Below are 24,128 nucleotides of genomic sequence, written 5' to 3' on the forward strand. Positions count from 1 at the left end.
GCAAACCAGAGGAGCGCCAATCTTATCAACGACCGGCCTGGAATGCCTTCAAGCCTTTAAGCGCCTGGGCCCGCACCGCATTTTTCAGCGCCGGCGACCAGCCCAACAGCAGCCCTTTCAAGCCCAGCGCCTGGCGCGACCATCGCCACAGGTCGAAGTGATCGTGGTGCTCGCAGATCTTGCCGTCGCGAAACACAAAGCGCGCACCGATGTCGTTAACCACCGTATTGCCCGTGGCACTGAACAGGTACGTCGCCACCCAGTGCGCGCTGCCTGTGCTGTCATCACTGCGCACGTGGTCGAAGGTCAGGGAGAAATCCTTGGCCCGCGTGGTGAGCATTCGCCACATATCCCCCGCGTCGCGCCCGCGCAACTCGCCGAAGGCCGGGTCGCTGAACACCACGTCTTCGGTGTAGCAGGCGGCCATGGCTTCGGCATCCAGGCGCTGGAAGGCACTGTAGAACGCGGTGATCAGGGCGTTATGGGCATCACTCATGGGCAGGCTCCGCAGGTTTCGAAAGAATAAGCGCACGATAGGCTGCCCACACCGCGCTGGCTACTGACATTCGCCAGGCAAATGCAGGAGCCTACGGCACCATCCCAGTGCTGCGAGCGTAGGCGAACAGGTCTACATCGGTTGAGATACTCAGCCGCTGCATAGCCGTGCTTTTCTGCTTACTGATGGTAGAGATACTGCGGTTGACCTGTGCCGCAATCTGGCTGACGGTCATGCCGCTGGCCAACATGCGCACCACCTCGCGCTCCTTGCAGGACAATTGCGGCACCTGGGACTGATCGCCCGTACCCGCCTCTACCATTTGCATCCGCAGGGATTCACTGGCGAACGTCTGGCCGGCACACACAGCCTTGATCGCCTGGGGCAGCTCCTTGGCCGAAGCACTTTTGGCCACCACGGCCTTGGCACCATGGGCGAAGGAAGCACGCAGGGTGGCGACGCTGGCGAACATGGTCACCAGAATCACCGGCAACTGCGGATATTGGCGGTGCAACAGGCTCAACAGCCCGTAGCCGTCGGCCTGCTGGCCGCCTGGCATGGCAAAGTCTGTGACGAGCACGTCACACGGGGTTGTCCTCAACAGTTCGAGCAACTGATCGGGGCCGTCGGCTTCCGCGACCACTTTGCACCGGCCATGCGCCTCAATCACGACTTTCTGCCCGATACGCACAATAGGGTGATCGTCAGCAATAATTACTCGAAGCATAGATTCCCACGAATGATGGCAAACTGAATCCGCGCAAAATACCCCCGCTGGCGCTCATCAACAACCGCTAACAAAGTGCTGCTGGCAGTCACGCTCAATGTTCAGTAGCTCATACTTTTTTGCCTACAAAACAATAAGAAAATACCTACAGCAAAGACAAGATCAACGGATTGCAAAACGCTCTGCGCCAACACTACCTCTCAGACTTCAGAGAGGTACTCGAGATAGACGAACAAGCGTGCCAGGAAAAACTCCAATTGCACCTTGTGCGCAGCAACACCCTGGGACTGGACCTGTTCGATCAGCTTCACGGCGCTGGCTTCAAGGCCAGTACCGCCCAAAAACACCAGGCTGCCCACCAATCGATGGAGGCGCTCAGCCGTCAGTGACGAGTTCAACGTCAAGCAGGCATGGCGCAACACGCGGTGGTCTTCCCAGGCCTCGAACAACAGGGTTTCCAACAATTGATCGACGATACGCTCGCTGCCAAACATGGCGACCAACGTGGCACGGGTTGGCCAGCCGGCGAGCGGCGCAACAGCCTTCTGGACGACATACGCGTCATCCACGCCCGGCAGCCAGCGTGCCAAAACGGCGTGCAGCTGTTCAAGGGTCAATGGCTTGAGCAGCCAGGCATCCATGCCGGCGTCGCGGCAACGCTGGGGGCTGTCGTTTTGCAGGTTGGCGGTCAAGGCAATGATCGGCACTCGCCTCTGCCCGTTGTCGCACTCATGCTGGCGAATAGCGCGAGCCATGCTGTAGCCGTCCATGAACGGCATCTGGCAATCACTGATCACCAAGTCGAAGGGCCGGCTGGCAAAGGCCGCCAGCCCGACGTACCCATCGTCGGCCAATTCGTATCCCAACCCCAGTTTCTGCAGCAAACAACCCAGCAACAGGCGGTAGGCTGAATGGTCTTCCACCACCAGCACGCTCAACTGCTGCCAATGAAGCGGGGGGGCACCTTGCGGCTTCAATTTGCGGTTCGCTCCTGCTGTTGAACCTACCAGCGAACCCATCAGTACCTCTATCGTGACTATTGATCCGGCAGTAATCTCCGGCACTGGTGCAATAGCCCTCGAGACCTCTCATGTAGCAAATACCCATTCAGGGGATATCTATAATCTTTTGAGCCTGACCGAGTCGATACAACAACTACGAAAAGCACCACCGCCCCCCTCTCCCGGCACGTCCTTCGCCCCCCCCCGCCAATGTCGTATTAGTTGTATTTCCCCCGCGCGCCCCCCTCGCTAGATTGTGCCCACCCCAAAGAGGGACGACTTGCCACTCCCCGGCAAGCGCAAAAAAATCGAGATCGCCTCCAGGCAACCACCCGCCCACACACGACCGGGCGTTGCCCTGGCGTGCCTCAATCTGCCAGCTTGTAATGGAACAATTTGAAATGAAGACCTCTGTATCCCTACTGAGCAGTGCCCTGCTGCTCGCTATAACGTCATCCGCTTTCGCCGCCAGCAGCGTCGACCTGACTGTCAAAGGGTTGATCACGCCCAGCGCCTGCACACCCAACCTGCCGGGTGACGTCGATCTTGGAAAAATCGCCGCAAAAGATCTGAATCAAGACAGCTATACGCCGCTTGAGAAAAAGACCCTGCAACTGAGCGTCAATTGCGACGCGGCGACGCTGTTTGCAATCCATCCCGTCGACAATCGAGCCGGTTCCGCCGCGTCCGGCTTCGCCTTTGGCCTGGGCTTGATCAACGAAACCCAGAAGCTCGGCCTGTATCAGTTGACGTTCAGCAACCCCGTCACTGAAACACCATCCACCCTGATTGCAATGTACAACTCCGAGGGCCGATGGACAGACCTCCTTACGGATGAGGCCATTGCCCCCAACGATCTGGTGGCGCTGGGCAGCCGCGGTGAGAACGGTTGGGCCCCCCACCCGATCAAAGACGCGCTCATGGATATGACGCTGCACACCTTGATTGCACCTGCAAGAAACCTGACCTTGACTAGCGAAGTGGCAATCGACGGCTCCGCGACCTTTGAAGTGAAGTACCTGTAAATGGACGTTTCCCAGATGAAGCCCCGCCTGCCCCTGTTGAGCGGCGCGCTGTTGCTCACCATGACGTCATCCGCTTTCGCTGCCAGCTCCGTGGACCTGACCGTCAAGGGCTTGATCACACCGAGTGCCTGCACCCCGAACCTGCCAGGGGCTGTGGACTATGGAAAAGTCGCAGCAAAAGATCTGAACCTCGACAGCCATACCTGGCTTGAGGACCAGACATTACAACTGAGCGTGAATTGCGAGGCGGCGACGCTGTTTGCCATCAAGCCCATCGACAACCGAGCCGGCTCCTCAACGTTTGGCGCCTACGGCCTGGGTGTAGCCAACGGCACAGAAAAGCTCGGCGGGTACCAACTGATGTTCAGTAACCCCGTCGCCGAAACACCTTCGACCTTGCTCTACCAGTACGAACAGCGCCCCTGGGCGCCGCTCTATCCGGAGGACCCGCTGCAAGACGATATGTTGGTGGCCCTGGGCAGCCGTGCCGATTCCGGCTGGGCCCCGCACCCCGTGCAGAACGCGCTCATGGACATCACCGTGCGCACTGCCATTGCACCCGCCAACGGCTTGAGCCTGGCCAACGAAGTGGCGCTGGACGGCTCCGCAACTTTTGAAGTTCTGTACCTGTAACCCATCATCTTCGTACTAAGGAAGGTTCAAACGATGACTTACTTAAGAGCCACGCCCCTGGCCGTCCTATTGTTGACCATCTCGCCTCTCACACTGGCCGCCAGCAGCCTGGACCTCACCGTCAAAGGCATCATCACGCCAAGCGCCTGCGCGCCAGAGGTCTCCGGCGGTGGCAATGTCGACTTCGGCAAGGTGTCGGTCAAGGATCTCAATAGCGACACCTACACCGACCTGCCCCGAGAAACCATGCTCTTGAGCGTGCATTGCGAAGGGCCGACGTTTTTTACCCTGAACACCATCGACAACCGCGCCGGCACCACCGCCAGCCACTTCAGCTGGCACGGCCTGGGCATGACCCCCAACGATGAAAAAGTCGGTGATGCCGGGCTTGGCCTCTACCAGCCGGTGGCCGACGACGTGCCGGTACGCACCATCGTCTCAAGGGATGGCGGCGCAACCTGGATGCCCTCCGTGATGCTCAGCCACACCGTGCTGACAGCGGTCGCCAACAACGACGGCGTGGTACCGATTGCGATCCAGAAGCTGGAGGCCGAGATCCGCCTGATCACTCACATCGCGCCCGCCAGCAACCTGACACTGACCGACGATGTGCCTATCGACGGTCACGCCACCGTGCAAGTCAATTACCTCTAAGGATAAGGAGACCCGATGAATATTCGATTGACCACGCTGGCCGCCAGCGTACTTCTGCTCAACTCAGCCACTGCCTTCGCTGCCTCCAGCGTCGACCTGACCGTCAAGGGGCTGATCGTGCCCAGCGCCTGTATACCCAGCCTGTCCGGTGGAGGTGTGATCGACCATGGCAAGATTTCCGCTAAAGATCTGAAACCTGACAACCCGACAGTCATTGGCAACCATACCCTGATCCTGGCCGTCAATTGCGATGCGCCGATCCAATTCGCCCTGCACTCGATCGATAACCGTGCATCCTCAGGTATCTCTTCGAGTTACGGCCTGGGCTTTATCAATGACACCCAGAAGCTGGGGGGATACAGCCTCACGCTTGCCAATCCACTGGCCGAGGATGGTGTAGTGGTGCAACCCATTGCATCGTCCGACCAAGGTAATACCTGGTTCAAAGAAAAGTTCTGGGATCCGGGCCTGTACATGTCGATCGCCGCAATGGATGACGACAGCCAGCCGCTACCTGTCAAAGACCTGCTGGTCGATCTGCAAGTGCAGACCTTCATCATGAGCACTGCCGGCATGGACCTCAGCAATGAGGTGACCATCGACGGCTCCGCCACCCTTGAAGTGAAGTACCTGTAACCCATGGCCGCCCACCCCTCGAACGCCGGCAGGCATGGGCTGCGCCTGGCGTTGCGCGTGCTCACGGCATGGGGGCGAAACGTGGCCATCGTGCTTGGCCTGGCCGCGATGACCGATACCCACGCAGCCTCGACCGTCGACCTCACGGTGACCGGCCGGGTGACACCGGATGCCTGCCACATCGATCTGATGAATGACGGCATCATCGAGCATGACAAGATCCCCGCACATAGCCTCAACGTAGACGAGTTCACCGTGCTGCCCAGCCAGCTACTCGAACTGCATGTGCTCTGCGCCAGGCCCATGCTGTTTGCCTTGGTAGGCATCGACAATCGCGCCGACTCCTCGCTGGCCCCCGACTTTTTCTACGGACTGGGCAGAAACATCCACGCCCCCGAGGAGCGTCTCGGCTCCGTAGCGTTGTCCTATCGCAACGTAGTGGGCGATGCGCAGCCCATGCAGGTATTGGCCTCCACCAACAACGGGGAAACCTGGTCACCGGACCCCAACGCCTATCCAAGATCCTATATGGCCTTTGCACTGCTGGGCGACCGTCAACCGGACTTCATCAGCCAACTGACCGCGGAGCTTCAGGTGGTCACCGCCATCAATTTTTCGCAGTACCTGACGCTGGACCAGGAAGTCCCCCTCGACGGCTCCATTGTCCTGGATTTGCGTTACCTCTGACCGATACCTTTTGGCCTAATGGAAAACCCGTCATGACGACGACATTCTCAAACACCGCTGTCGGCCTTATCGCCCTGCTGCTGATACTCGGCAATCAAGTCAAAGCCGACGGGATGGTACCGGACACCTCCGTGGTGATCGTGTTCGAAGCCGAAGGCGAAGCGGCAGTGTCGGTGACCAACACCGACAGCCAACTCGCGCTGCTGCATGTGACCTTGCAGGATATTCCGGAAGACACCGAGCCGCTGCTGGTGGTGACACCGCCGCTGTCGCGGGTCGAGGCGTCCAAATCCCAGTTGGTGCGCTTCATCCTGCAAAACCGGAAGCCGTTGCTCACCCAACGGCTTAAACGCGCAGTGTTCGAAGGCATGCCCCAAGGCCGTGCCGCGACCGCCGCCGGGCATGCCCGCGTGGGCGTGACCGTGCGCCAGAACTTGCCGGTGATCGTGCATCCCAGAGGCCTTGCCCCCAACCGCACGCCTTGGACCGACCTGACCTGGACCTTGCGCGACGGCCAGTTGCAAGTACGTAACGACACGCCCTATGTAGTACGCCTGGCGCAGGAACTGCTGCTGTTGCCCGGCAACGGCAGGGCGATGCTGCCGCGCACTTACGTGCTGCCCGGCGAAGCCCTGAGCGTGCCGGCCAGCGGCGGGCAGGCCAACACGGTCAGGTTGCAGCCGGCCACTGTGTACGGCTTTGCGGTGAAAGCCTACGACGCACCGATCACCCTCTGACTGAAAACCGCAGGCGTCGCACCCCTGACCGCCGCCTGAATAACGAAGTGACGGCTCATTGACCGTCACCAGAACGCCTGGGCACACGGGGCCCGCGCGTTCACTACTCGAGTACCTTGCGTGAAAACAGTATTGAGTTACCGTGACGGCGAAGCCGTGCCCGACATCCCTGCCAACTCGACCTTGCCGCTGGTGTTGCTGCTGTGCGCGCTGATGCCCGCCAAGGCATGGGCCGAAAACTCCAGCGCCTCCAGCTTCGACGCCCAGACCTTGCATCAACGCGGCATTGATCCACAGCTGGCCAGCCTGCTGCTGGCAGCACCGCGCTTCGCCACCGGGCAACACACGGTCAATCTGCGGGTCAATGGTCAGCGACGCGGCCGGCTGGATGTGACCTTCGATCAGCAAGGCAACCCGTGCTTCGACCGCGAATTGCTGGACGCCGCCAACCTGGTGATCCCGAATGAAACGGCAGGTTGTCACGATTTTCTTGCGCAATATCCGCAAACCCTGGTTGAACCGGACCCGGCGACGCTGACGGTGTCACTGGTGGTACCCACCGAGGCGCTGCGCCCCATACAGCAGGATATCTCGGGGTACGAAACCGGCGGGTTTGCCGGGCTGCTCAACTACGACCTCAGTGGTTTCTACAACCGCTTCGGCGATGACGCCAGCCGCTTTGGCTCGGCCAACACCGAGGTGGGGTTCAATGCCGGCGATTGGATCGTGCGCAGTCGCCAAGTACAGACCTGGCAGGATGGCCTGTCACGCAGCACCCACTTGCAAGCCTATGCCCAGCGCACCTTCGCCAGCCACCAGGCGGTGCTGCAGGCTGGGCAAATCAACCTGTATAACCCGGTACTGTCCGGCGCGCAGATTACCGGGGTGCAGGTGCTTACCGAGCAAGCCCTTCAAGAACAGGGCCAGGGTGCGCTGATCCAGGGCATTGCCAACAGCCCTGCCCAGGTGGAGGTACGACAGAACGGTGCGTTGATTCACTCCACCGTCGTGCCCGCAGGCCCCTTTACCCTGCCAGATGTACGTCGCTTGAATACGCGCTCGGACGTCGAGGTCACGGTCAAGGAAAGCGCCGGGGGTGAGCGGCGCTTCACCGTACCGGCGGCCATGCTCGGCCTTGGGTTGCCCGCACCGGGTTACTCCGTGGCCGCGGGCCGGGTGCGGAATGTGGGCGACGCCAAAGGCGAGGATCCGTGGGTGGTCAGTGGCGGCTGGACCGGTGCGCTGCACCCGCAGTTGACCTTGGGCACTGGTGTACTGGCAGCCAGCGAATACCGCTCGGTGGGCGCCAGCCTGGGCTGGTTGCCGTGGGTGGACAGCCAGATCCAACTGTCCACACAGCTGTCCAACACCCAGGCGTGGGAAAAGGTTTCGGGCGTACAGACCGACCTTTCCTGGTCCCAGCGCCTAGGCGAGCAGTGGTCGATCAGCGCCGCCAATTCCTGGCGCAGCATCGGCTATCGCGAACTTGAAGAAAGCACGTATGAGCGTGATGACAGCAACCGCGACGCCCGTTATCGCGACCAACAAAGCCTCAACCTGGGCTGGTCGCATCCGCTGCTGGGTGCGTTCAGCGCCGGGGTTGCGCGCTCGGCCAACTTCGCTGGCGACAGCAGCAGCCGTGCGCTGGCCTCTTGGGGCACGAGCATCGGCGCTGTGTCACTGTCGGCCAGTGCCGAGTGGCAAATGGGCGGTAGCCAGCAACAGGACAACGCGGTGTACCTCAATATCAGCGTGCCGTTGGGCGAAAGTCGCCGGCTACGTAGCTGGGTGCGCAATTCCGGCGGTGAGAACCGCACCGGCCTGGGCCTCACCGAACAGATCGACGACCAACTCAGCTATCGCGTCAGCGCCGAACACGACAGCAGCGACCATCAAGTGGAAACCACGCTGGGCGTCTCGGTACTGCCGCGTTACAGCCAGCTCGATTTCAGCTACAGCCGCGCTGATGCCGAACGCTCCAGTTATCAAGGCGGCGCTCGCGGCGGTGTGGTGATACATGGCGACGGCGTGACTTTTTCACCCTACCCGGTGCGCGACACCTTTGCCCTGGTGTCGGTCGGCGATATGAGTGGCATCAAGCTAAGTACCCCCAGCGGCGCGGTGTGGACCGACTGGCAAGGCCAGGCCGTGGTGCCGCAAGTCGCCGCCTACGGGCGCAGCCCAGTGGAAGTGCAGACACGTTCACTGCCGCGCAATGCCGACATCAACAATGGCCTGGCGATGATCTCGGCCGGACGCGGCGCCGTTGACCGAGTCGAATTTGGCATCAGCTTGACCCGTCGCATATTGCTCACCGTCAGCACCGACCAGGGTACACCTCTGCCTGCCGGAGCCTCAGTCAGCAGCGCCAGCGGCGAGTTCGTCACCTTGGTGCAGGACGCCAGCCAGGTGTTTCTACCCAACGTGCTGGACCAATCGACGCTGTGGATAACCACACCCGATGGCGGTCGATGCGAATTGCGTTACTCCCTGCCGGAAAAAGCCGACCCCACGGTGTACTTCGAAACTGCTCCCGCGCGTTGCCACGCGCCTTGAGGATCCCCGTCATGCCCTTCGCAACATGTATGCGCCAACTGTGCCTGTGGTTATTGATCGGCGGGGCCGGCACCGCCCACGCCTTGGAAGAATGCCAACTGAATGTCAGCGAATCCCTGATCGATTTCGGCTTGATGAGCCGCCTGGCACAAAGCGACAGTGCGCTGGAGCGCTTGCTTGGCGAGCGGCGCCTGAGCGTGACCATCAACTGTCCGCAAGCGCAAGATTTAAGCCTGTTCTATCGCGCACTGGCCGCTAGCCCGCAGCGCCTGCAATTTACCCCGCATGGCAGCTATGCCATCGAAGCCGGCAACGCCGTGCTCGATGGTCGCGCCGTAGAGTTGGGGCTGCTACCTGCTGCGGGCCAGGCGCCCGTGGCCAATGGCGCGGTGCTGGAATGGCGTTCCGGCCATGGCATCGCGCCGGTCGCACACGGTGCGGTGCTCAGGGGCAACACCCTGTCGTTGCAACTGACGCTGCGCGCCTGGGCCGACCCCGCTGCCACTCAAGTGCGCGACAACACCACCTGGGAAGTTTCCGGGATGTTGTACAGCGCACAAAACGGACGCTACCGGGAACTGACCGTGCGCGCGCACTTTGCGCCCATCGCCTGCCTGCCGACATTATCCGATCAGGGCGTAGTGGACTACGGCACCCTGTACGCCAAAGACCTAAACGCCACCACTGAAACACCGCTGCCCATTCGCACACTGCGCCTGAGTGTGACCTGCGATGCGCCGATCCGCTTTGCTCTGCGCATGAAAGACAACCGCGACGGTTCGGCCACGGGCGGTACCGATGAAACCGCTTATGGATTGGACCTGGATGCCAGTCGCAACAAAATCGGGCGATTTTACCTGACTATCGACCCGGCCGAATTCAGCGCCGACACCTTGCCCGCGCTGTACCGCACCGACTCCACCAGCAACGGCGTGGCGTGGAGCAGTTCCACCGCGCGGCAAATCCCCATGGCCGCCAACAGCCTGCTGGGGTTTACCGACACGACGGGCGTCACCACCGGCCCGGTGGCCATCCAGACCCTGACCGGCACGATGCGTCTCAAGTCTTACCTTGCCCCCATGCAAAGCCTGGATCTTCGCGAGGTGGTGCATATCAATGGTTCCGGCACTATCGAAATCGTCTACCCCTGACCCGTCACTGTGAGGAACTCGTCCCGTGAAAACCCGCCTCTTTACCAGTCTGTTGCTGTTGACCAGCACGCCCTCTGTGCTAGCCGCCTCGGCGGTGGACCTGAGTGTCAAAGGCTTGATCACTCCCTCCGCCTGCTTGCCGCAGTTCCCCGGCGGCGCCCTGATTGACTACGGCAAGATTGCCCAACAGGACTTGAACCTGGCGACCGCCACGCGCCTGCCCGTCAAGACCCTGACCGTCGGCATCGCCTGCACGGGCACGGTTCGCTTTGCCCTGCGCATGCGCGACAACCGCGACGGCTCGGCCATGGTCGACAGCGAGATTTACTACGGCCTGGGGTTCGATATCAGCGGCAATCGCCTGGGGGTCTACTCCATGACCTTCGACCCACGACAGACCCAGGCCGGCAACATTGCGCAGATCTACGGCACCGAGTCCACTACCGGGGGACTGGCGTGGCGCACGTCCAACCTCAACCCCATCGACATCGGCTCCAGGAGCTACCTGGGCTTTACCGATGTGGAGGGCAGTGTCAGCGGGCCCGCGGCCATCGGTTTAATGCTGAGCACCGTCACCGTGCAGACGGTGATCAATGCTCGACAAAACCTGGACCTGAGCGTGGACACCCCGCTCGATGGTTCGGCCACTCTGGAAGTGGTTTACCTCTAGAGCTTCTCGCTGGTGACCTGTACGTAGCGCGCACGACCGGCGCCCAGGCCCGCGACAATCGCGCCCAGGCCGATCACCGCGAAGATCCAGCCGATAGCCGCCCAGCCGCCGGTCCAGTCATGCACCAGGCCAACCGCAAACGGGCCCATTGACGCCAGGGTGTAACCGATACCCTGGGCCATGCTCGACAGGTTGGCGGCGACGTGAGCGTCACGCGAGCGCAGCACGATCAAAGTCAGCGCCAGGCTGAAGGTGCCGCCCTGCCCCAGGCCGAGCAGAATTGCCCAGCCCCATAAACCGTCCAGCGGCGCATACAGGCAACCGAACAGGCCACCGAGGGTCAGCAGCATCACCACCACAATCGCCAGGCGCTGGTCCTTGCCTCGGGTGGCCAACCACGGTGCGGCCAGGGAACTGAGCAGTTGCACGATGATGGAGCCTGAGAGCGCCAACCCGGCTTCGGTAGCACTCAGGCCACGTCCGATCAGGATTGACGGCAACCAGCCAAACACAATGTAGGCCAGGGACGATTGCAGGCCCATGTACAAAGTCACCTGCCAGGCGAGCGGGTCACGCAGCAAGCCTCTGACCCGGTAAGCCACCTGATGGGCACCGTGCTTTTGCCCCACTTGTGGCAACCAGAACAAGGCCGCCAGCAACGCCGGAATAACCCAAAAACCCAGACCGATGGCCCAGCTGTCTGCGAAATATTGGCTCAGGGGCACCGTGGCTCCCGCAGCCAACGCAGCCCCTAGACACAACGCCATGGTGTAGACGCCGGTCATGGCGCCCGCCTGCCTGGCAAAATCGCGCTTGACGATGCCCGGCAGCAACACGCCAATGATGCCGATACTCGCACCGGCAATCAGGCTGCCGGCGAACAGCCCCACTTCACCGAACGAACTGCGCAGGATAATCCCCGCGGCCAGGGTCAGCAGAATGCCCAGCACCACGCGCTCGGCGCCAAAACGTCTGGCCAGGATCGGCGCAGTGGGCGCGAACAGGCCCAGGCACAAGACCGGCAAAGTGGTCAGCAACCCGGCCTTCGCCGCAGATAACCCAAGGCTGCTGGAGACTTCAGCCAGCAGTGGCGACATGCTCGACAGCGCCGGCCGCAGGTTCAACGCCACCAGTACCAGGCCCAGCAGCAGGAGCCACGGGCGAACCACCCGCGGATGGGCCTGCTGAACGGCCTCGTCATCGGCTTCCGCGTCGATCAACAGTTCTTCGAGTTCAGTCGTACGTCTGGCTTCAAGGTTCATTGATCAACTGCCGGCAGAGGGATTTGGCACGTTCGGGGTCTTGATTTTCTACCGCGTCGAGCAAGGCGATATGCAGGTCGAGTACAGCCTGGCGACACGGTGAGATGTTCAGGGCCTGACGTAACAGGGCGCCGACGAGGCTATTCGCAGTTGCCTGCAAAGGCAACGCACCAGAGTGCCTGGGTAGCAAAAGAAGCAGTGGAGTGGCTATGCCAAGGTATTTGCGCGGTTTCACTCATATCGTCAACACGGAGCCAGAGGCGCTCATGGCTTGCTAGCCGACAAACAATAAACCCGGCACCAGGCCGGGTTTATGTGTTCAACCATCGATCAATGCAGTATCTGGCTCAAGAACAACTTGGTCCGGTCATTCTGCGGGTTGTCGAAGAAGTCATTCGGCGCCGCCTGCTCCACGATCTCGCCCTTGTCCATGAAGATCACGCGGTTGGCCACGGTGCGCGCAAAGCCCATTTCGTGAGTCACGCACAACATGGTCATGCCGTCTTCGGCCAGGCCAATCATGGTGTCCAGAACCTCTTTCACCATTTCCGGGTCGAGTGCCGAGGTCGGCTCGTCGAACAGCATGATTTTCGGTTTCATGCACAAGGCACGGGCGATGGCCACACGCTGTTGCTGGCCGCCGGACAGTTGCCCCGGAAACTTGTGGGCCTGCTCTGGAATGCGTACACGTTCAAGGTAGTGCATGGCAATTTCCTCGGCCTTGCGCTTGGGCATCTTGCGCACCCACATCGGCGCCAGCGTGCAGTTTTGCAGGATGGTCAGGTGTGGGAACAGATTGAAGTGCTGGAACACCATGCCCACTTCACGGCGGATCGCTTCGATCTGCTTGAGGTCGTTGGTCAACTCCACGCCATCGACCACGATGCGGCCTTGCTGGTGCTCTTCCAGGCGGTTGAGGCAGCGAATGGTGGTGGACTTGCCCGAGCCCGACGGCCCGCACAGCACAATACGCTCGCCCTGCTTGACGTTGAGATTGATGTCTTTCAACACGTGGAACTGGCCGTACCACTTGTTGACGCCCTGCATCTGAATAATGCCTTCAGGGCTCACCGGCTGTTTGATTGCTTGGCTCATTAAAACAACTCCTAACGCTTGTGGCCGGTGTCGAGCTTGCGTTCCAGATGCATGGAATAGCGCGACATACCAAAACAGAAAATCCAGAAAACCAGGGCGGCAAACACGTAGCCTTCAGTGGCCATGCCCAGCCATTTGGGGTCGGCGGCGGCTTGCTTGACGCTGTTGAGCAGGTCGAACAGGCCAATGATGATCACAAGGCTGGTGTCCTTGAACAGTGCGATGAACGTATTGACGATGCCCGGTATCACCATCTTCAAGGCTTGCGGCAAGATCACCAGGCCCATGCTGCGCCAGTAACCCAGGCCCATCGCCGCAGCCGCTTCGTATTGCCCCTTGGGGATCGCCTGCAAGCCACCGCGCACCACTTCAGCCACATAGGCCGACTGAAACAGAATCACGCCGATCAGGGCACGCAACAGCTTGTCGAAGTTCATGCCCTCGGGCAGAAACAACGGCAACATTACCGATGACATGAACAGCACCGTGATCAACGGCACGCCACGCCAGAACTCGATGAAGGTCACGCAAACCACCCGAATCGCCGGCATGTTCGAACGCCGTCCCAACGCCAGTACAATGCCCAACGGCAAGGCGCCGGCGATGCCCACCGTGGCGATCACCAGGGTCAGCATCAAGCCGCCCCATTGGCTGGTCGCCACGTTGCTCAGCCCGAACACGCCGCCATGCAGCAAGCAGTAGGCAATGATCGGGTACAGCAGCAAAAAGCCCAGGCCGTAGATCGCCTTGCGTGGAAAACGCGAGATGAACAACGGCGCCACGCCAATGATGGCCAGCCATACCGTCATGTCCACGCGCCAGCGCAGGTCCACGGGGTAATAGCCATACATGAACTGCCCGAAGCGCTGCTGGATGAACACCCAGCAGGCGCCCTCTTTGGTGCAATCGGCGCGCGTGGTGCCGACCCAGTTGGCGTCCAGAATCGCCCAATGCAGGATCGGCGGCACCACCAGGTACACCAGGTAGATCGCCAGCAAAGTCAGCAGCGTGTTAAGCCAGCTTGAGAACAGATTGGCGCGCATCCAGGCCACCGGCCCGAAGACTTTGTCCGGGGGTGGCATATCAGGTTTGAACGTATGCGTAGTCATGGGCGTTTCCTCACCGCTCGATCAGCGCAATGCGCTTGTTGTACCAGTTCATCAGCAGGGAAATGCTGATGCTGATCGCCAGGTACACGCTCATGGTGATGGCAATGACTTCGATGGCCTGGCCGGTCTGATTGAGCACCGTGCCGGCAAACAGCGAAACCATTTCCGGATAACCGATACCAGCGGCCAACGAGGAGTTTTTCGCCAGGTTCAGGTATTGGCTGGTCAACGGGGGAATGATCACGCGCAAGGCTTGCGGGATGATGACCTTGCGTAGCGTAGGCCCCGGGCGCAGGCCCAGCGAGCGTGCCGCTTCAGTCTGGCCATGGCTGACGGACTTGATGCCCGAACGCACGATCTCCGCAATGAAGGCCGCCGTGTACACGGTCAGGGCCAGGGTCAATGCCAGCAGTTCCGGAATCAGTACCCAGCCGCCGACGAAGTTGAAGCCGGCAAGCCTGGGCATTTCCCAATGCAGCGGTGCGCCGAAGGTCAACCCGCACAACGTCGGGATCACAATCAATAGCGCCAGGCCCGCCCAGAATTTATGGAACGGTACGCCTGTCGCTTCAAAGCGCTTGTTGGCCCAGCGGGTCATCAGCACGATAGCCACGATAGCGACCACCACACTGGCGACAAACGGCCAGAACCCATCGGCCGCCAGCGCCGCCGGCATGTTCAGGCCACGGCTGCTGACGAAGAACATGTCACCAAAGTTATGGCTGTTGCGCGGCCCCGGCATGGTCAGGAACACCGCGAAATACCAGAACAGAATCTGCAGCAGCGGCGGAATGTTGCGGAAAACTTCCACATAGACCGTCGCCAGCTTGTTGATCATCCAGTTGGGCGACAGGCGCGCCACGCCGATGATGAAACCGAGCAGGGTTGCCAGCACCACACCAATGACCGTCACCAGCAAGGTATTGAGCAAGCCGATCACAAACACCCGGGCGTAGCTGTCCGATTCGGTGTAGTCGATCAAATGCTGCGCGATGCCAAAGCCGGCACTGCGCTCAAGAAAGTCGAAGCCGGAGGTGATGCCCCGGTGTTGCAGGTTGGTCTGGGTGTTGTGAAACAGGTACCAGCCCAGCGAGACCACCGCCACAATGGTGATGATCTGGAAGAGCCACGCGCGCACTTTGGGATCGCTGAAGCTGAGCTTCTGCTTGGGTGCGCCGATGAGATTTTGCATGGAATGCCCCGCAAGGAATGGAACAGAACATCACCCGGCGGTTGGCCCACCGGGTGATAGAACCATCAGCGATCAGCGCACAGGAGGTGCGTACTGGATACCGCCGTTGTTCCACAGCGCGTTCAGGCCACGGTCGATTTCCAGCGGGGTGCTCTTGCCCAGGTTGCGCTCGAACATTTCGCCGTAGTTACCCACTTGCTTGACGATCTGTACGACCCAATCCTTCTTCACTTTCAGGTCCTTGCCGTATTCACCATCCGCTCCCAGCAGACGGGCGACGTCGGGGTTCTTGGTGGACTTGGCCTCAGCTTCAACGTTCTTCGACGTCACACCGGCCTCTTCGGCGTTGAGCATGGCGTAGCCCACCCAGCGCACGATGGCCAGCCACTCGTCGTCACCGTTACGCACCACCGGGCCCAGTGGTTCCTTGGAAATGGTTTCCGGCAGCACCACGTAGTCTTTCGGCGCCGCCAGCTTGCTGCGCTGGGCGAACAGTTGCGACTTGTCGGAAGTCAGCACGTCGCAACGCCCGGATTCCAGCGACTTGGCGCTTTCATCAGACGTGTCGAAGGTGATCGGGGTGTACTTGAGGTTGTTGGCGCGGAAGTAGTCGGAAACGTTCAGCTCAGTGGTAGTACCCGCCTGGATGCAGATGGTTGCACCGTCCAGTTCCTTGGCACTTTTCACGCCGAGCTTGTTGTTGACCAGAAAGCCGATGCCGTCGTAGTAGGTGATGAAGCCCGGGAATTTCAGGCCCATGCCCGCATCGCGGGAACTGGTCATGGTGGTGTTGCGCGACAGGATGTCGACTTCGCCCGATTGCAGCGCGGTGAAACGCTCCTTGGCGTTCAACTGGCTGAACTTGACCTTGGTGGCGTCACCAAAAACCGCAGCGGCCACGGCACGGCAGTAGTCAGCGTCAATCCCGAGGATCTTGCCGCTGGCATCCGGCACCGAGAAGCCCGGCAAGCCGTCACTTACGCCGCATTGCACAAAGCCTTTTTTCTGCACGGCATCCAGGGTGGCACCCGCCTGGGCTAAACCACTGACACCCAGTACAGCCGCCGCTGTGACGATGGCCAGGGTGGACTTCAATACCTTCATTACATACCTCCAGTTGCTCTTGTTGTGTCCAAGCTCCAACCTCAGCGCACCCTTATGAGGCGATATCGACCCGTGTTGGCTTTTTTTGGGGTCAAGCAGCATGAGGTTTTTGCGGTAATTCCAGTTGCTTTCCCACCGGCGGCAGTCACTGATAGTGTTACCGCCCTGGGAGAGTTCTGACATCCACCTACACATAGCAAGGCGCGTACCAGAGTGCTGGCCGAGTCGTTGCCCGTCCTGTTCAGTGGTAAAAGATTCAACCTTGCGACATTCTCTTAACAGATCAACCTGTCGCGCACCGTCCCGACGCCCCCAATCCAAGCGTGCGCACATATATGGAGCAGACATGACCGACCCCTTGATTCTTCAGCCCGCCAAGCCCGCAGACGCCTGCGTTATCTGGTTGCATGGCCTGGGTGCCGATCGCTACGACTTCCTGCCGGTGGCCGAGGCGCTGCAGGAAAGCTTGCTGACCACCCGCTTCGTTTTGCCCCAGGCGCCGATGCGCCCGGTGACCATCAACGGCGGTTATGAGATGCCGAGCTGGTACGACATCAAGGCCATGAGCCCGGCACGTTCGATCAGCCTGGAAGAACTGGAAACCTCGGCCAACATGGTCACGGATTTGATCGAGGCACAAAAGAGAACCGGAATAGACGCTTCGCGAATTTTTCTCGCGGGTTTCTCCCAGGGTGGCGCAGTGGTTTTCCACACGGCGTTCAAACACTGGGAAGGTCCATTGGGTGGCGTAATTGCCCTCTCCACGTATGCACCGACCTTTGACGATGAGCTGGAGTTGTCTGCCAGCCAGCAACGCATTCCCGCCCTCTGCCTGCACGGCCAGTACGATGAAGTGGTGCAGAACGCCATGGGTCGTAGCGCCTACGAGCATTTAAAGAGCCGTGGTGTCACCGTGACATGGCAGGAATACCCAATGGGCCACGAAGTGTTACCCGAAGAGATACGCGATATCGGCACCTGGCTGGCTGAGCGCCTGCGCTGAAACCCGCGTTTATGTAGCCGTATGACAGACGCACTACGCCGCGCCCGATTCTTGCATTACACTGGCCGGCGTACATTCCTTAACCAATTAATGAGATGACCGTGCTCAAAGCACTCAAGAAGATGTTCGGCAAAAGCGAGGCTGAGCCGCTCGCGCCTGTTCCCAGTGCTCCTGCCCCCAAGTCCGGCAACCGCAATGACGGTCCACAGCCTGGCCGGACCGCGCCTGCCGCCTCACCGAAAAAACCCACGGTGACGCCGCCTGAACAGGTAACGCCTGCCGAGGCCGCCCCAGCACCTGCGGCCAAACCTCGTCGCGAACGCGCGCCCAAGCCGCCGGTGACCCCGTGGAAACTCGAAGACTTCGTCGTCGAGCCCCAGGAAGGCAAAACCCGCTTCCACGACTTCAAGCTGGCCCCGGAACTGATGCACGCCATCCAGGACCTGGGCTTCCCGTACTGCACGCCGATCCAGGCGCAGGTGCTGGGCTTCACCCTGGCGGGCAAAGACGCCATCGGCCGCGCCCAGACCGGTACCGGCAAGACCGCCGCATTCCTGATCTCGATCATCACCCAGCTGCTGCAAACGCCGCCGCCCAAAGAGCGCTACATGGGTGAACCGCGCGCGCTGATCATCGCCCCGACCCGGGAGCTGGTGGTGCAGATCGCCAAGGACGCCGCCGACCTGACCAAGTACACCGGCCTCAACGTGATGACGTTCGTCGGTGGCATGGACTTCGACAAACAGCTCAAGCACCTCGAAGCCCGCCACTGCGACATTTTGGTTGCCACCCCGGGCCGCCTGCTGGACTTCAACCAGCGCGGCGACGTACACCTGGATATGGTCGAAGTGATGGTGCTGGACGAAGCCGACCGCATGCTCGACATGGGCTTTATCCCGCAAGTGCGCCAGATCATTCGCCAGACGCCGCCGAAAACCGAGCGCCAGACCCTGCTGTTCTCCGCGACCTTCACCGAAGACGTGATGAACCTCGCCAAACAGTGGACCACCGACCCGTCGATCGTCGAGATCGAGGCGCTGAACGTTGCCAGTGAAAACGTCGAGCAACATATCTACGCCGTGGCCGGTGCCGACAAGTACAAGCTGCTCTACAACCTGGTCAACGACAATGGCTGGGAACGCGTGATGGTCTTTGCCAACCGCAAGGACGAAGTGCGCCGCATCGAAGAACGCCTTGTGCGCGACGGCGTCAATGCTGCGCAACTGTCGGGCGACGTGCCGCAGCACAAGCGCATCAAGACCCTGGAAGGCTTCCGCGAAGGCAAGATCCGCGTGTTGGTGGCTACCGATGTAGCCGGTCGCGGTATTCACATCGACGGCATCAGCCACGTGATCAACTTCACCTTGCCGGAAGTGCCGGACGACTATGTGCACCGCATCGGGCGTACCGGTCGCGCAGGCGCGGCGGGTGTGTCGATCAGCTTTGCCGGGGAGGATGACTCGTATCAGTTGCCGTCAATCGAGACGCTGCTGGGGCGCAAGATCAGCTGTGAGACACCGCCGACGCACTTGCTGCGAGCTGTAGAACGCAAACGGCCGTAAGGTGGAACCAATGCCAGTCATCGAGCCTGACTGGCATTTTTTATGCGCCCACTGTCTTGTCCTGATCAGTCACTATCGCCCAGGTCACTCCAGACAGGCTGACGAATACGCATAGTCTCTTTTCGAAATTCCCCATAGAACTGAAAACTGCTCCCCGGCATGTCTGCCAGCCCCAGGCTTATGGGGCGCGGCTGTGGCTGCTGCTGGCGCTGTGACTGCTCGTCGTCGGCCGATGGCTGAGCTTGCAGGCTCTTGATTCGCGCATCCAAGCCACGACCGAAGTTAGTCCATCTGAGTACCGAGCGGGCACCGCCGAAAAGTTGACTGGCAGTGGTTATCTTGGCGGGGACAGCGAGCGAGTAAGACAACCCCGTCGCGTTTTTGCCTGCCGCAACGAGCCCGCTGCCGAGGGGGCTGGAGAAGAATCCAATGGTCTTTTCAGATGACCTGCCCGCTGCGGCTGCAAAAGCTTTAGCCCCCAATGTGACAGAAAGGCCGACACTGGCAACAACGCCAACACTGGAGAACCCGAAAGACGCCCATCCAAGGTTCTTGATGTGCTGCGAACGATCCCACCCCATTTGCTTGTCGACGGCCTCGATACTCAGCCCTGTAATCCCCAGCGTGCCGCCTACCGAGCTAGAGCCCGTAGCGATGACGCCCAGAATATTTGCCGCCTTTACCCCCCCTTTAGCGAGCGCCGCCGCCATCCCGACCACTGCAACCTTGAACGCCACCACCGATAAGGCCAGCGCAACCCCGGTCAGCACCCAAGCCAGCCACTTTGGAAAAAGCCCACTCGGGTCGATGAGGTTGATCGGGTTACCAGCGCAGTAGGCGTAGCTGTTAATCCCACCCTCATCAAAAGGCGCCAATGGATCAGCCGAAAGAAATACCATCAAGCGCGGGTCATAGGCACGCGCGCCCAAATGGTAAAGGCCGACCGCCGCATCCAGACGCTCGCCGTTAAACGCCGGCAGTTGCAGATCCGCCATCGATCGCACATTGCCGTCCTGCGGCACAACCTGGCCCTCGCCATACGGAGCGTAATGACGCTGTACAGGCGCTTGCCCAGGCGCCACCACGCCGCGCACGGTACCGGCACCGTCATTCAGATGCAGCTGCGGCCCCTCGACGCCGCCGGTACGCGCCTGCACTTGGCCCCCGGCATTGAAGTAACGCAGTTTTCTACTGCCCTGCACCAACCTATCCAGATGATCCGCCGCATAGACCATGGCCACCGGTGATTCATTGTCACGTGTCGCCACGACTTGTCGAGACTCGGCATCGTACTGGTAGCTGCACTGCTGGGAACCTTCCTGCACGCAGGTCAACTGGTCATAGCCGTTATAGGTGTACGTTCGCCCTGCTGGCCCCCCGGTCAAGTTACCCGCCGCATCATAGGTCAGGGCATCATCCTGCAAAGGGTTGGAGTGGGTCACACGGGTCAGGCGCGTGGGGTCTGCGTCGGTGAAAAACCGCTCGCTGATGTCCTGCGTGCCGTCAGCGAAAGTCGTCACGACGCCTGTGATGTTATCCAGGCTGTCGAAGCTAAATTGCTGCCCAACGATGTCGCGCCCCAGCCAATCCCGGGGATGTTCACGCCCCTCGCAGCCATAATCCTTGAGCCGCAGGAAGGCGTCATAGGTAAAGGTCTCCCCCATCACCAATTCAGAGGCTGCGTCACGCACAATGCGACTGGCCAGCAGGCTGTTGGGATGATAAGTGCTGCTCATGACGTGTAGCAGCACGCCATTGTGCAAAAAGCGCCGCTGCGCCTCCCGCCCCAAGGTGTCGTAACTCACCTGTGTGACCACCTCAGTATCGGCGTAGCGAGTGGTCAGTACATCTGGTCGCGCAAACATGTCATAGCGCTGTTCAATGACTACCGTCCCAGCAGTCATCGTGCAAACCCTGCCCAGGGAGTCATATTCAAAGTCGCTACGCTGCCCATCATCCGTGGTGTGTTGCAACATACGCCCGCCGATTGAATAACCATACTGCGTGGTCTGCGGCCTACCGAGGACCGTCTGTATCTCTTTTTCCGGGTAGCCGTTCACATCATGGAATAACTCATGTTTGAGCGCGCCGCTTTCTGAATAGGTCGGCTGACCACTGACCGGATCATGCCGGTACTGCCTATCCGTGTGCCCCGCCATTTTGACCGTGCCTGGTGTGCTCAACTGCTTGTCGTAGGTCCATTGCTGACGGTGCCCACTGCCCGAGACCACGGCGACAGGTTCGGTCCAGTTTGTCTCATAGTGCCAAGTGGTGGCGGGTGCCGTGCCCCTGGACTGAGCAGTCAAACGCCCCAGGCTGTCGTAGGTGCGCGATCCCACCTGCTTGTCATCGATACTGATTGAACTGGGCAGCGACTCGCTGGCTCCATGCGCATAGGCCACCGTGCGCAGCCGCGCAGGGCTGCCATCCGAGGGCGTGTGGAGGGTGGTCAACACGCGGTCGAACAGGTCATAGGTGTAAACGGTGCGATGCTTGTCCACGTCCACCCGTGACAGGCAGCGCCCCAGGCCGTCATAGAGGGATGACTCCACTTCAGTGACCTGCCCCAGGGCGTCCACCCGGTTTACCAGGAACGGCTGATGATGGGCATTCAGATAGGTTTCCAGGAGCTCGCCGCCCTCGACCCCCGTTACACGCAGGTGCAGCCTTGGGTCATATTCATCGATCGCCACGCTGCCATCGGCACGGCTTACACGGCAGGCGTTGCCCCACGCGTTATAAGCGTAGCCGGTGGTCAATACACGCTCGCCATCCGGCAGATAATCAATATGAGTCCGTTCCACCGTTTGCCCAAGGGCATCGTAGCGCCAGGTCCCGAGGGGCTGCTCCTTTGCGCCATTCTCCAGTAACAATGCCTCGGCAACTGGCCGTCCTGCCCCGTCGAAGTAAGTGACGGTACTGCGGCCTTGCGCATCAGTCATCACCAAATGAGCGCGTTTCCCTGACGCTGCATAGTGATAAACAAAACGACGGCTGGCCTCCTGCGGCTCACCTGGCGAGGCTGTCTGCGCCGTCAATCGTCCTGCGACATCGTACGCGGTGACCAGCGTTGCCCCTCCGTCCCGGCTCATCAACAGTAAGCGCCTGTCGACCAGAGAGTGCGTGCGCACTGACTCCAGCCAGTGGCCCTCACGCCCCAATAGCCGGCGAGTTTCGCTCAGCGTGTCGCCGGTGACGGTGTAATCGTAATTGCTGACTAATTGCAGGCCATCAATGGTAGACGTGGTGCTTTTCAACCGGCCAACCAGCTCGGCTGGCGTGTCGTAGTAGGTTTGCTGTGTGCTGAATACACCAGCCTGAGTGACCGACTCCTGCACGACAAAGTAGCTGCTACCCATATGTGGCACACGGGTATGGGTGTACTCGGTGAGTCGGGCGGCAGGCGTGCCTTCCGCGGGGATAAGGCGCTCTTGCTTGACGTAACGCTGAAACAAATCATGAGGGTCGGCCGGGCATTTACCCGCCTCGCCTTTGATCGGGTAATAGCTGTATTCAATGCGAACCCCGGAGGCCTCAGTACGGCTTAGCTCGTTACCGTAGTCGTCAGTCTCACTCTCGAGCTTGACCACCCGTTCCGCACCACCCGCCACCAACGCGTAACACGTGGTGAGAATTTTTGGCAGCTGGAGGTTGGGAGGCTGGTCCGGGAAGAGCCCTGGGCTCACGTTATATTCAATGGTCCTGGTAGTCAGGGTGCCTTCGCGCAGGACCTGTTCCTCGGCCAGCAGGTGGAATTTGTTGTAGGTGGTACGCGTAACGCTCAGCGGTGCCTCATGGGTTGTGTTATCGATGCGGGTCTCTTCCGTCCAATAGTCATACTTACTGCCTATCAGGTACAGGTTGTCTTCGCCCTCACGAAAACCGCCTGAAAAGGGATAGCCAGTGAAATTCCTGCTTGGGCTGTAACTATAGGTACGTGACATGCCGGGCTGACCGGCAGCGGGTGTATGGACCCAACTGGTGACGCGAGGGATGTATTGACCATTGGCATACTGATGGCCGTTTTCGGCGTAGTTGATCAACTCGTCACCACCCATCGGTGAGCGCACCCGACGGATAGCAATCATGCCGTTGCGAAAGGCTTGTCCGTACTCCAATACATAGCCTGCGCCGGGAGGAGATTCGCGACTGTCATAAGGAGCGGTGAAACCGGTCACCCGAGCGTTCGATTGGGTGAAGGTGATACGCGCATAACGTCCTCCGTCGACTCGCGTATCACTGCGTACCAAGCGCCCATTGGAATAGGTCAACAACAGCAGCACTTGCTGATCATGATCCAGAATACGCTCAAGAGAACCACCCGGCGCATACTCCCATTTCAGACGCTCACCGTTTTCAAACTGGATAGCATCAATACGATAGGGCGTGGTGCTGCCCGTACGCTTCAATATCTCGACGGTACCGTCCTTGTAAATCACATGAAGCGTCGTGGCATCGGGCCGCTGGACCACCAGGTCGGCAAGCTTGCGATCCTTGATCACCAGTGTTCCGCCCGCAGAGGGCAGGCTCTGGGTTTTGAATTGCTCGCCGGTAAGCAGCGTGAGCATAGAACGAGCGCTATCAAACTCGGTATTGCTGATCCGCCAGCCAGTCCCATAAACACCCGACTCGATGTTCATCATGGAGAATGACAGCGCGATCGTTCTACTGACCTCCAGCGGGCCTTGCGGGTATAAGGTGGCCAACTGAATTCGACAAAAGTATTGGCCGGTGCGTGGGTCTACTCCAGCGCCAAAACGGGTATCAAAATTGAACGCCTGAGAATAAATATCCATACAAAACCTCATCACCAAACATGAATATCATT

20 protein-coding genes and 1 pseudogene are annotated in these 24,128 nt (G+C 60.2%); 11 read left to right on the forward strand and 10 right to left on the reverse strand.

The features are described 5' to 3' along the window. Positions 1 to 25: 25 nt before the first annotated feature. The 3 genes from JH25_RS18090 to JH25_RS18080 all read right to left on the reverse strand — a co-directional run bounded on the left by JH25_RS18090 (position 26) and on the right by JH25_RS18080 (position 2,242). Positions 26 to 496 carry a nuclear transport factor 2 family protein gene (locus tag JH25_RS18090; protein ID WP_032877651.1) on the reverse strand — a complete coding sequence of 157 codons (471 nt, stop codon included), beginning with the start codon at positions 494 to 496 and terminating at the stop codon, positions 26 to 28. Positions 497 to 587: 91 nt separating this feature from the next. Continuing rightward, complete coding sequence (locus JH25_RS18085; RefSeq protein WP_032877653.1) at positions 588 to 1,223, reverse strand: response regulator transcription factor; 636 nt, start codon at positions 1,221 to 1,223, stop codon at positions 588 to 590. Positions 1,224 to 1,423: 200 nt separating this feature from the next. Beyond that, a complete protein-coding gene (locus JH25_RS18080) occupies positions 1,424 to 2,242 on the reverse strand; it encodes a response regulator (protein WP_032877654.1) in 819 nt (272 codons plus the stop codon). 383 nt (positions 2,243 to 2,625) lie between these two features. Here JH25_RS18080 and JH25_RS18075 point away from each other — a divergent pair, with 383 nt between their 5' ends. The 9 genes from JH25_RS18075 to JH25_RS18035 all read left to right on the forward strand — a co-directional run bounded on the left by JH25_RS18075 (position 2,626) and on the right by JH25_RS18035 (position 10,973). Beyond that, positions 2,626 to 3,249 (forward strand): DUF1120 domain-containing protein, encoded by a 624-nt coding sequence (locus JH25_RS18075; protein WP_032877655.1) that lies wholly within the window; start codon positions 2,626 to 2,628, stop codon positions 3,247 to 3,249. A 15-nt stretch (positions 3,250 to 3,264) separates the two neighbouring features. Next, a complete protein-coding gene (locus JH25_RS18070; RefSeq protein WP_032877656.1) occupies positions 3,265 to 3,882 on the forward strand; it encodes a DUF1120 domain-containing protein in 618 nt (205 codons plus the stop codon). A gap of 33 nt (positions 3,883 to 3,915) precedes the next feature. Then, positions 3,916 to 4,536: a DUF1120 domain-containing protein gene (locus tag JH25_RS18065; RefSeq protein WP_032877657.1), complete on the forward strand. Its 621-nt coding sequence runs from the start codon at positions 3,916 to 3,918 to the stop codon at positions 4,534 to 4,536. Positions 4,537 to 4,551: 15 nt separating this feature from the next. Continuing rightward, entirely contained in the window at positions 4,552 to 5,172 is a 621-nt protein-coding gene (locus JH25_RS18060) for a DUF1120 domain-containing protein (protein ID WP_032877658.1), read from the forward strand. A gap of 3 nt (positions 5,173 to 5,175) precedes the next feature. After that, the gene (locus tag JH25_RS18055; protein WP_032877659.1) at positions 5,176 to 5,859 is read left to right on the forward strand and encodes a DUF1120 domain-containing protein; all 684 of its coding nucleotides are present in this window, start codon (positions 5,176 to 5,178) and stop codon (positions 5,857 to 5,859) included. Between the two features lie 32 nt (positions 5,860 to 5,891). Further along, positions 5,892 to 6,596 carry a fimbria/pilus chaperone family protein gene (locus JH25_RS18050; protein ID WP_032877660.1) on the forward strand — a complete coding sequence of 235 codons (705 nt, stop codon included), beginning with the start codon at positions 5,892 to 5,894 and terminating at the stop codon, positions 6,594 to 6,596. Between the two features lie 132 nt (positions 6,597 to 6,728). After that, entirely contained in the window at positions 6,729 to 9,152 is a 2,424-nt protein-coding gene (locus tag JH25_RS18045) for a fimbria/pilus outer membrane usher protein (RefSeq protein WP_032877661.1), read from the forward strand. 11 nt (positions 9,153 to 9,163) lie between these two features. Beyond that, a complete protein-coding gene (locus tag JH25_RS18040; protein ID WP_177327400.1) occupies positions 9,164 to 10,303 on the forward strand; it encodes a DUF1120 domain-containing protein in 1,140 nt (379 codons plus the stop codon). A gap of 25 nt (positions 10,304 to 10,328) precedes the next feature. Next, positions 10,329 to 10,973, forward strand: a complete 645-nt coding sequence (locus JH25_RS18035; RefSeq protein WP_032877663.1) for a DUF1120 domain-containing protein — start codon at positions 10,329 to 10,331, stop codon at positions 10,971 to 10,973. On the opposite strand, the gene JH25_RS18030 is transcribed toward JH25_RS18035, so the two are convergent. The 6 genes and pseudogenes from JH25_RS18030 to JH25_RS18010 form a co-directional block, all read right to left on the reverse strand. Then, positions 10,970 to 12,235: a CynX/NimT family MFS transporter gene (locus JH25_RS18030; RefSeq protein ID WP_032877664.1), complete on the reverse strand. Its 1,266-nt coding sequence runs from the start codon at positions 12,233 to 12,235 to the stop codon at positions 10,970 to 10,972. The genes JH25_RS18035 and JH25_RS18030 overlap by 4 nt on opposite strands. Then, a pseudogene (locus JH25_RS27905) lies at positions 12,225 to 12,380 on the reverse strand (GntR family transcriptional regulator); the annotation flags it as partial. The pseudogene JH25_RS27905 and the gene JH25_RS18030, both read right to left, overlap by 11 nt. Positions 12,381 to 12,565: 185 nt before the next feature. Beyond that, on the reverse strand, positions 12,566 to 13,330 hold the full coding sequence (locus JH25_RS18025; RefSeq protein ID WP_005785051.1) for an amino acid ABC transporter ATP-binding protein: 765 nt from the start codon (positions 13,328 to 13,330) through the stop codon (positions 12,566 to 12,568). A gap of 11 nt (positions 13,331 to 13,341) precedes the next feature. After that, positions 13,342 to 14,439, reverse strand: a complete 1,098-nt coding sequence (locus tag JH25_RS18020; RefSeq protein ID WP_032877666.1) for an amino acid ABC transporter permease — start codon at positions 14,437 to 14,439, stop codon at positions 13,342 to 13,344. Between the two features lie 10 nt (positions 14,440 to 14,449). Then, entirely contained in the window at positions 14,450 to 15,631 is a 1,182-nt protein-coding gene (locus JH25_RS18015; RefSeq protein WP_032877668.1) for an amino acid ABC transporter permease, read from the reverse strand. A 72-nt stretch (positions 15,632 to 15,703) separates the two neighbouring features. Then, the gene (locus JH25_RS18010) at positions 15,704 to 16,735 is read right to left on the reverse strand and encodes an amino acid ABC transporter substrate-binding protein (protein WP_032877669.1); all 1,032 of its coding nucleotides are present in this window, start codon (positions 16,733 to 16,735) and stop codon (positions 15,704 to 15,706) included. Between the two features lie 346 nt (positions 16,736 to 17,081). On the opposite strand from JH25_RS18010, the gene JH25_RS18005 reads away from it, so the two are divergent. Then, positions 17,082 to 17,738: an alpha/beta hydrolase gene (locus JH25_RS18005; protein WP_032877671.1), complete on the forward strand. Its 657-nt coding sequence runs from the start codon at positions 17,082 to 17,084 to the stop codon at positions 17,736 to 17,738. Positions 17,739 to 17,833: 95 nt separating this feature from the next. After that, entirely contained in the window at positions 17,834 to 19,300 is a 1,467-nt protein-coding gene (rhlB, locus tag JH25_RS18000) for an ATP-dependent RNA helicase RhlB (RefSeq protein ID WP_032877672.1), read from the forward strand. A 65-nt stretch (positions 19,301 to 19,365) separates the two neighbouring features. On the opposite strand, the gene JH25_RS17995 is transcribed toward rhlB, so the two are convergent. Next, positions 19,366 to 24,096: an RHS repeat domain-containing protein gene (locus JH25_RS17995; RefSeq protein WP_032877673.1), complete on the reverse strand. Its 4,731-nt coding sequence runs from the start codon at positions 24,094 to 24,096 to the stop codon at positions 19,366 to 19,368. Between the last annotated feature and the right edge of the window lie 32 nt (positions 24,097 to 24,128).

This window comes from Pseudomonas sp. BRG-100, assembly GCF_000737955.1.
GTDB lineage: Bacteria > Pseudomonadota > Gammaproteobacteria > Pseudomonadales > Pseudomonadaceae > Aquipseudomonas > Aquipseudomonas synxantha_A.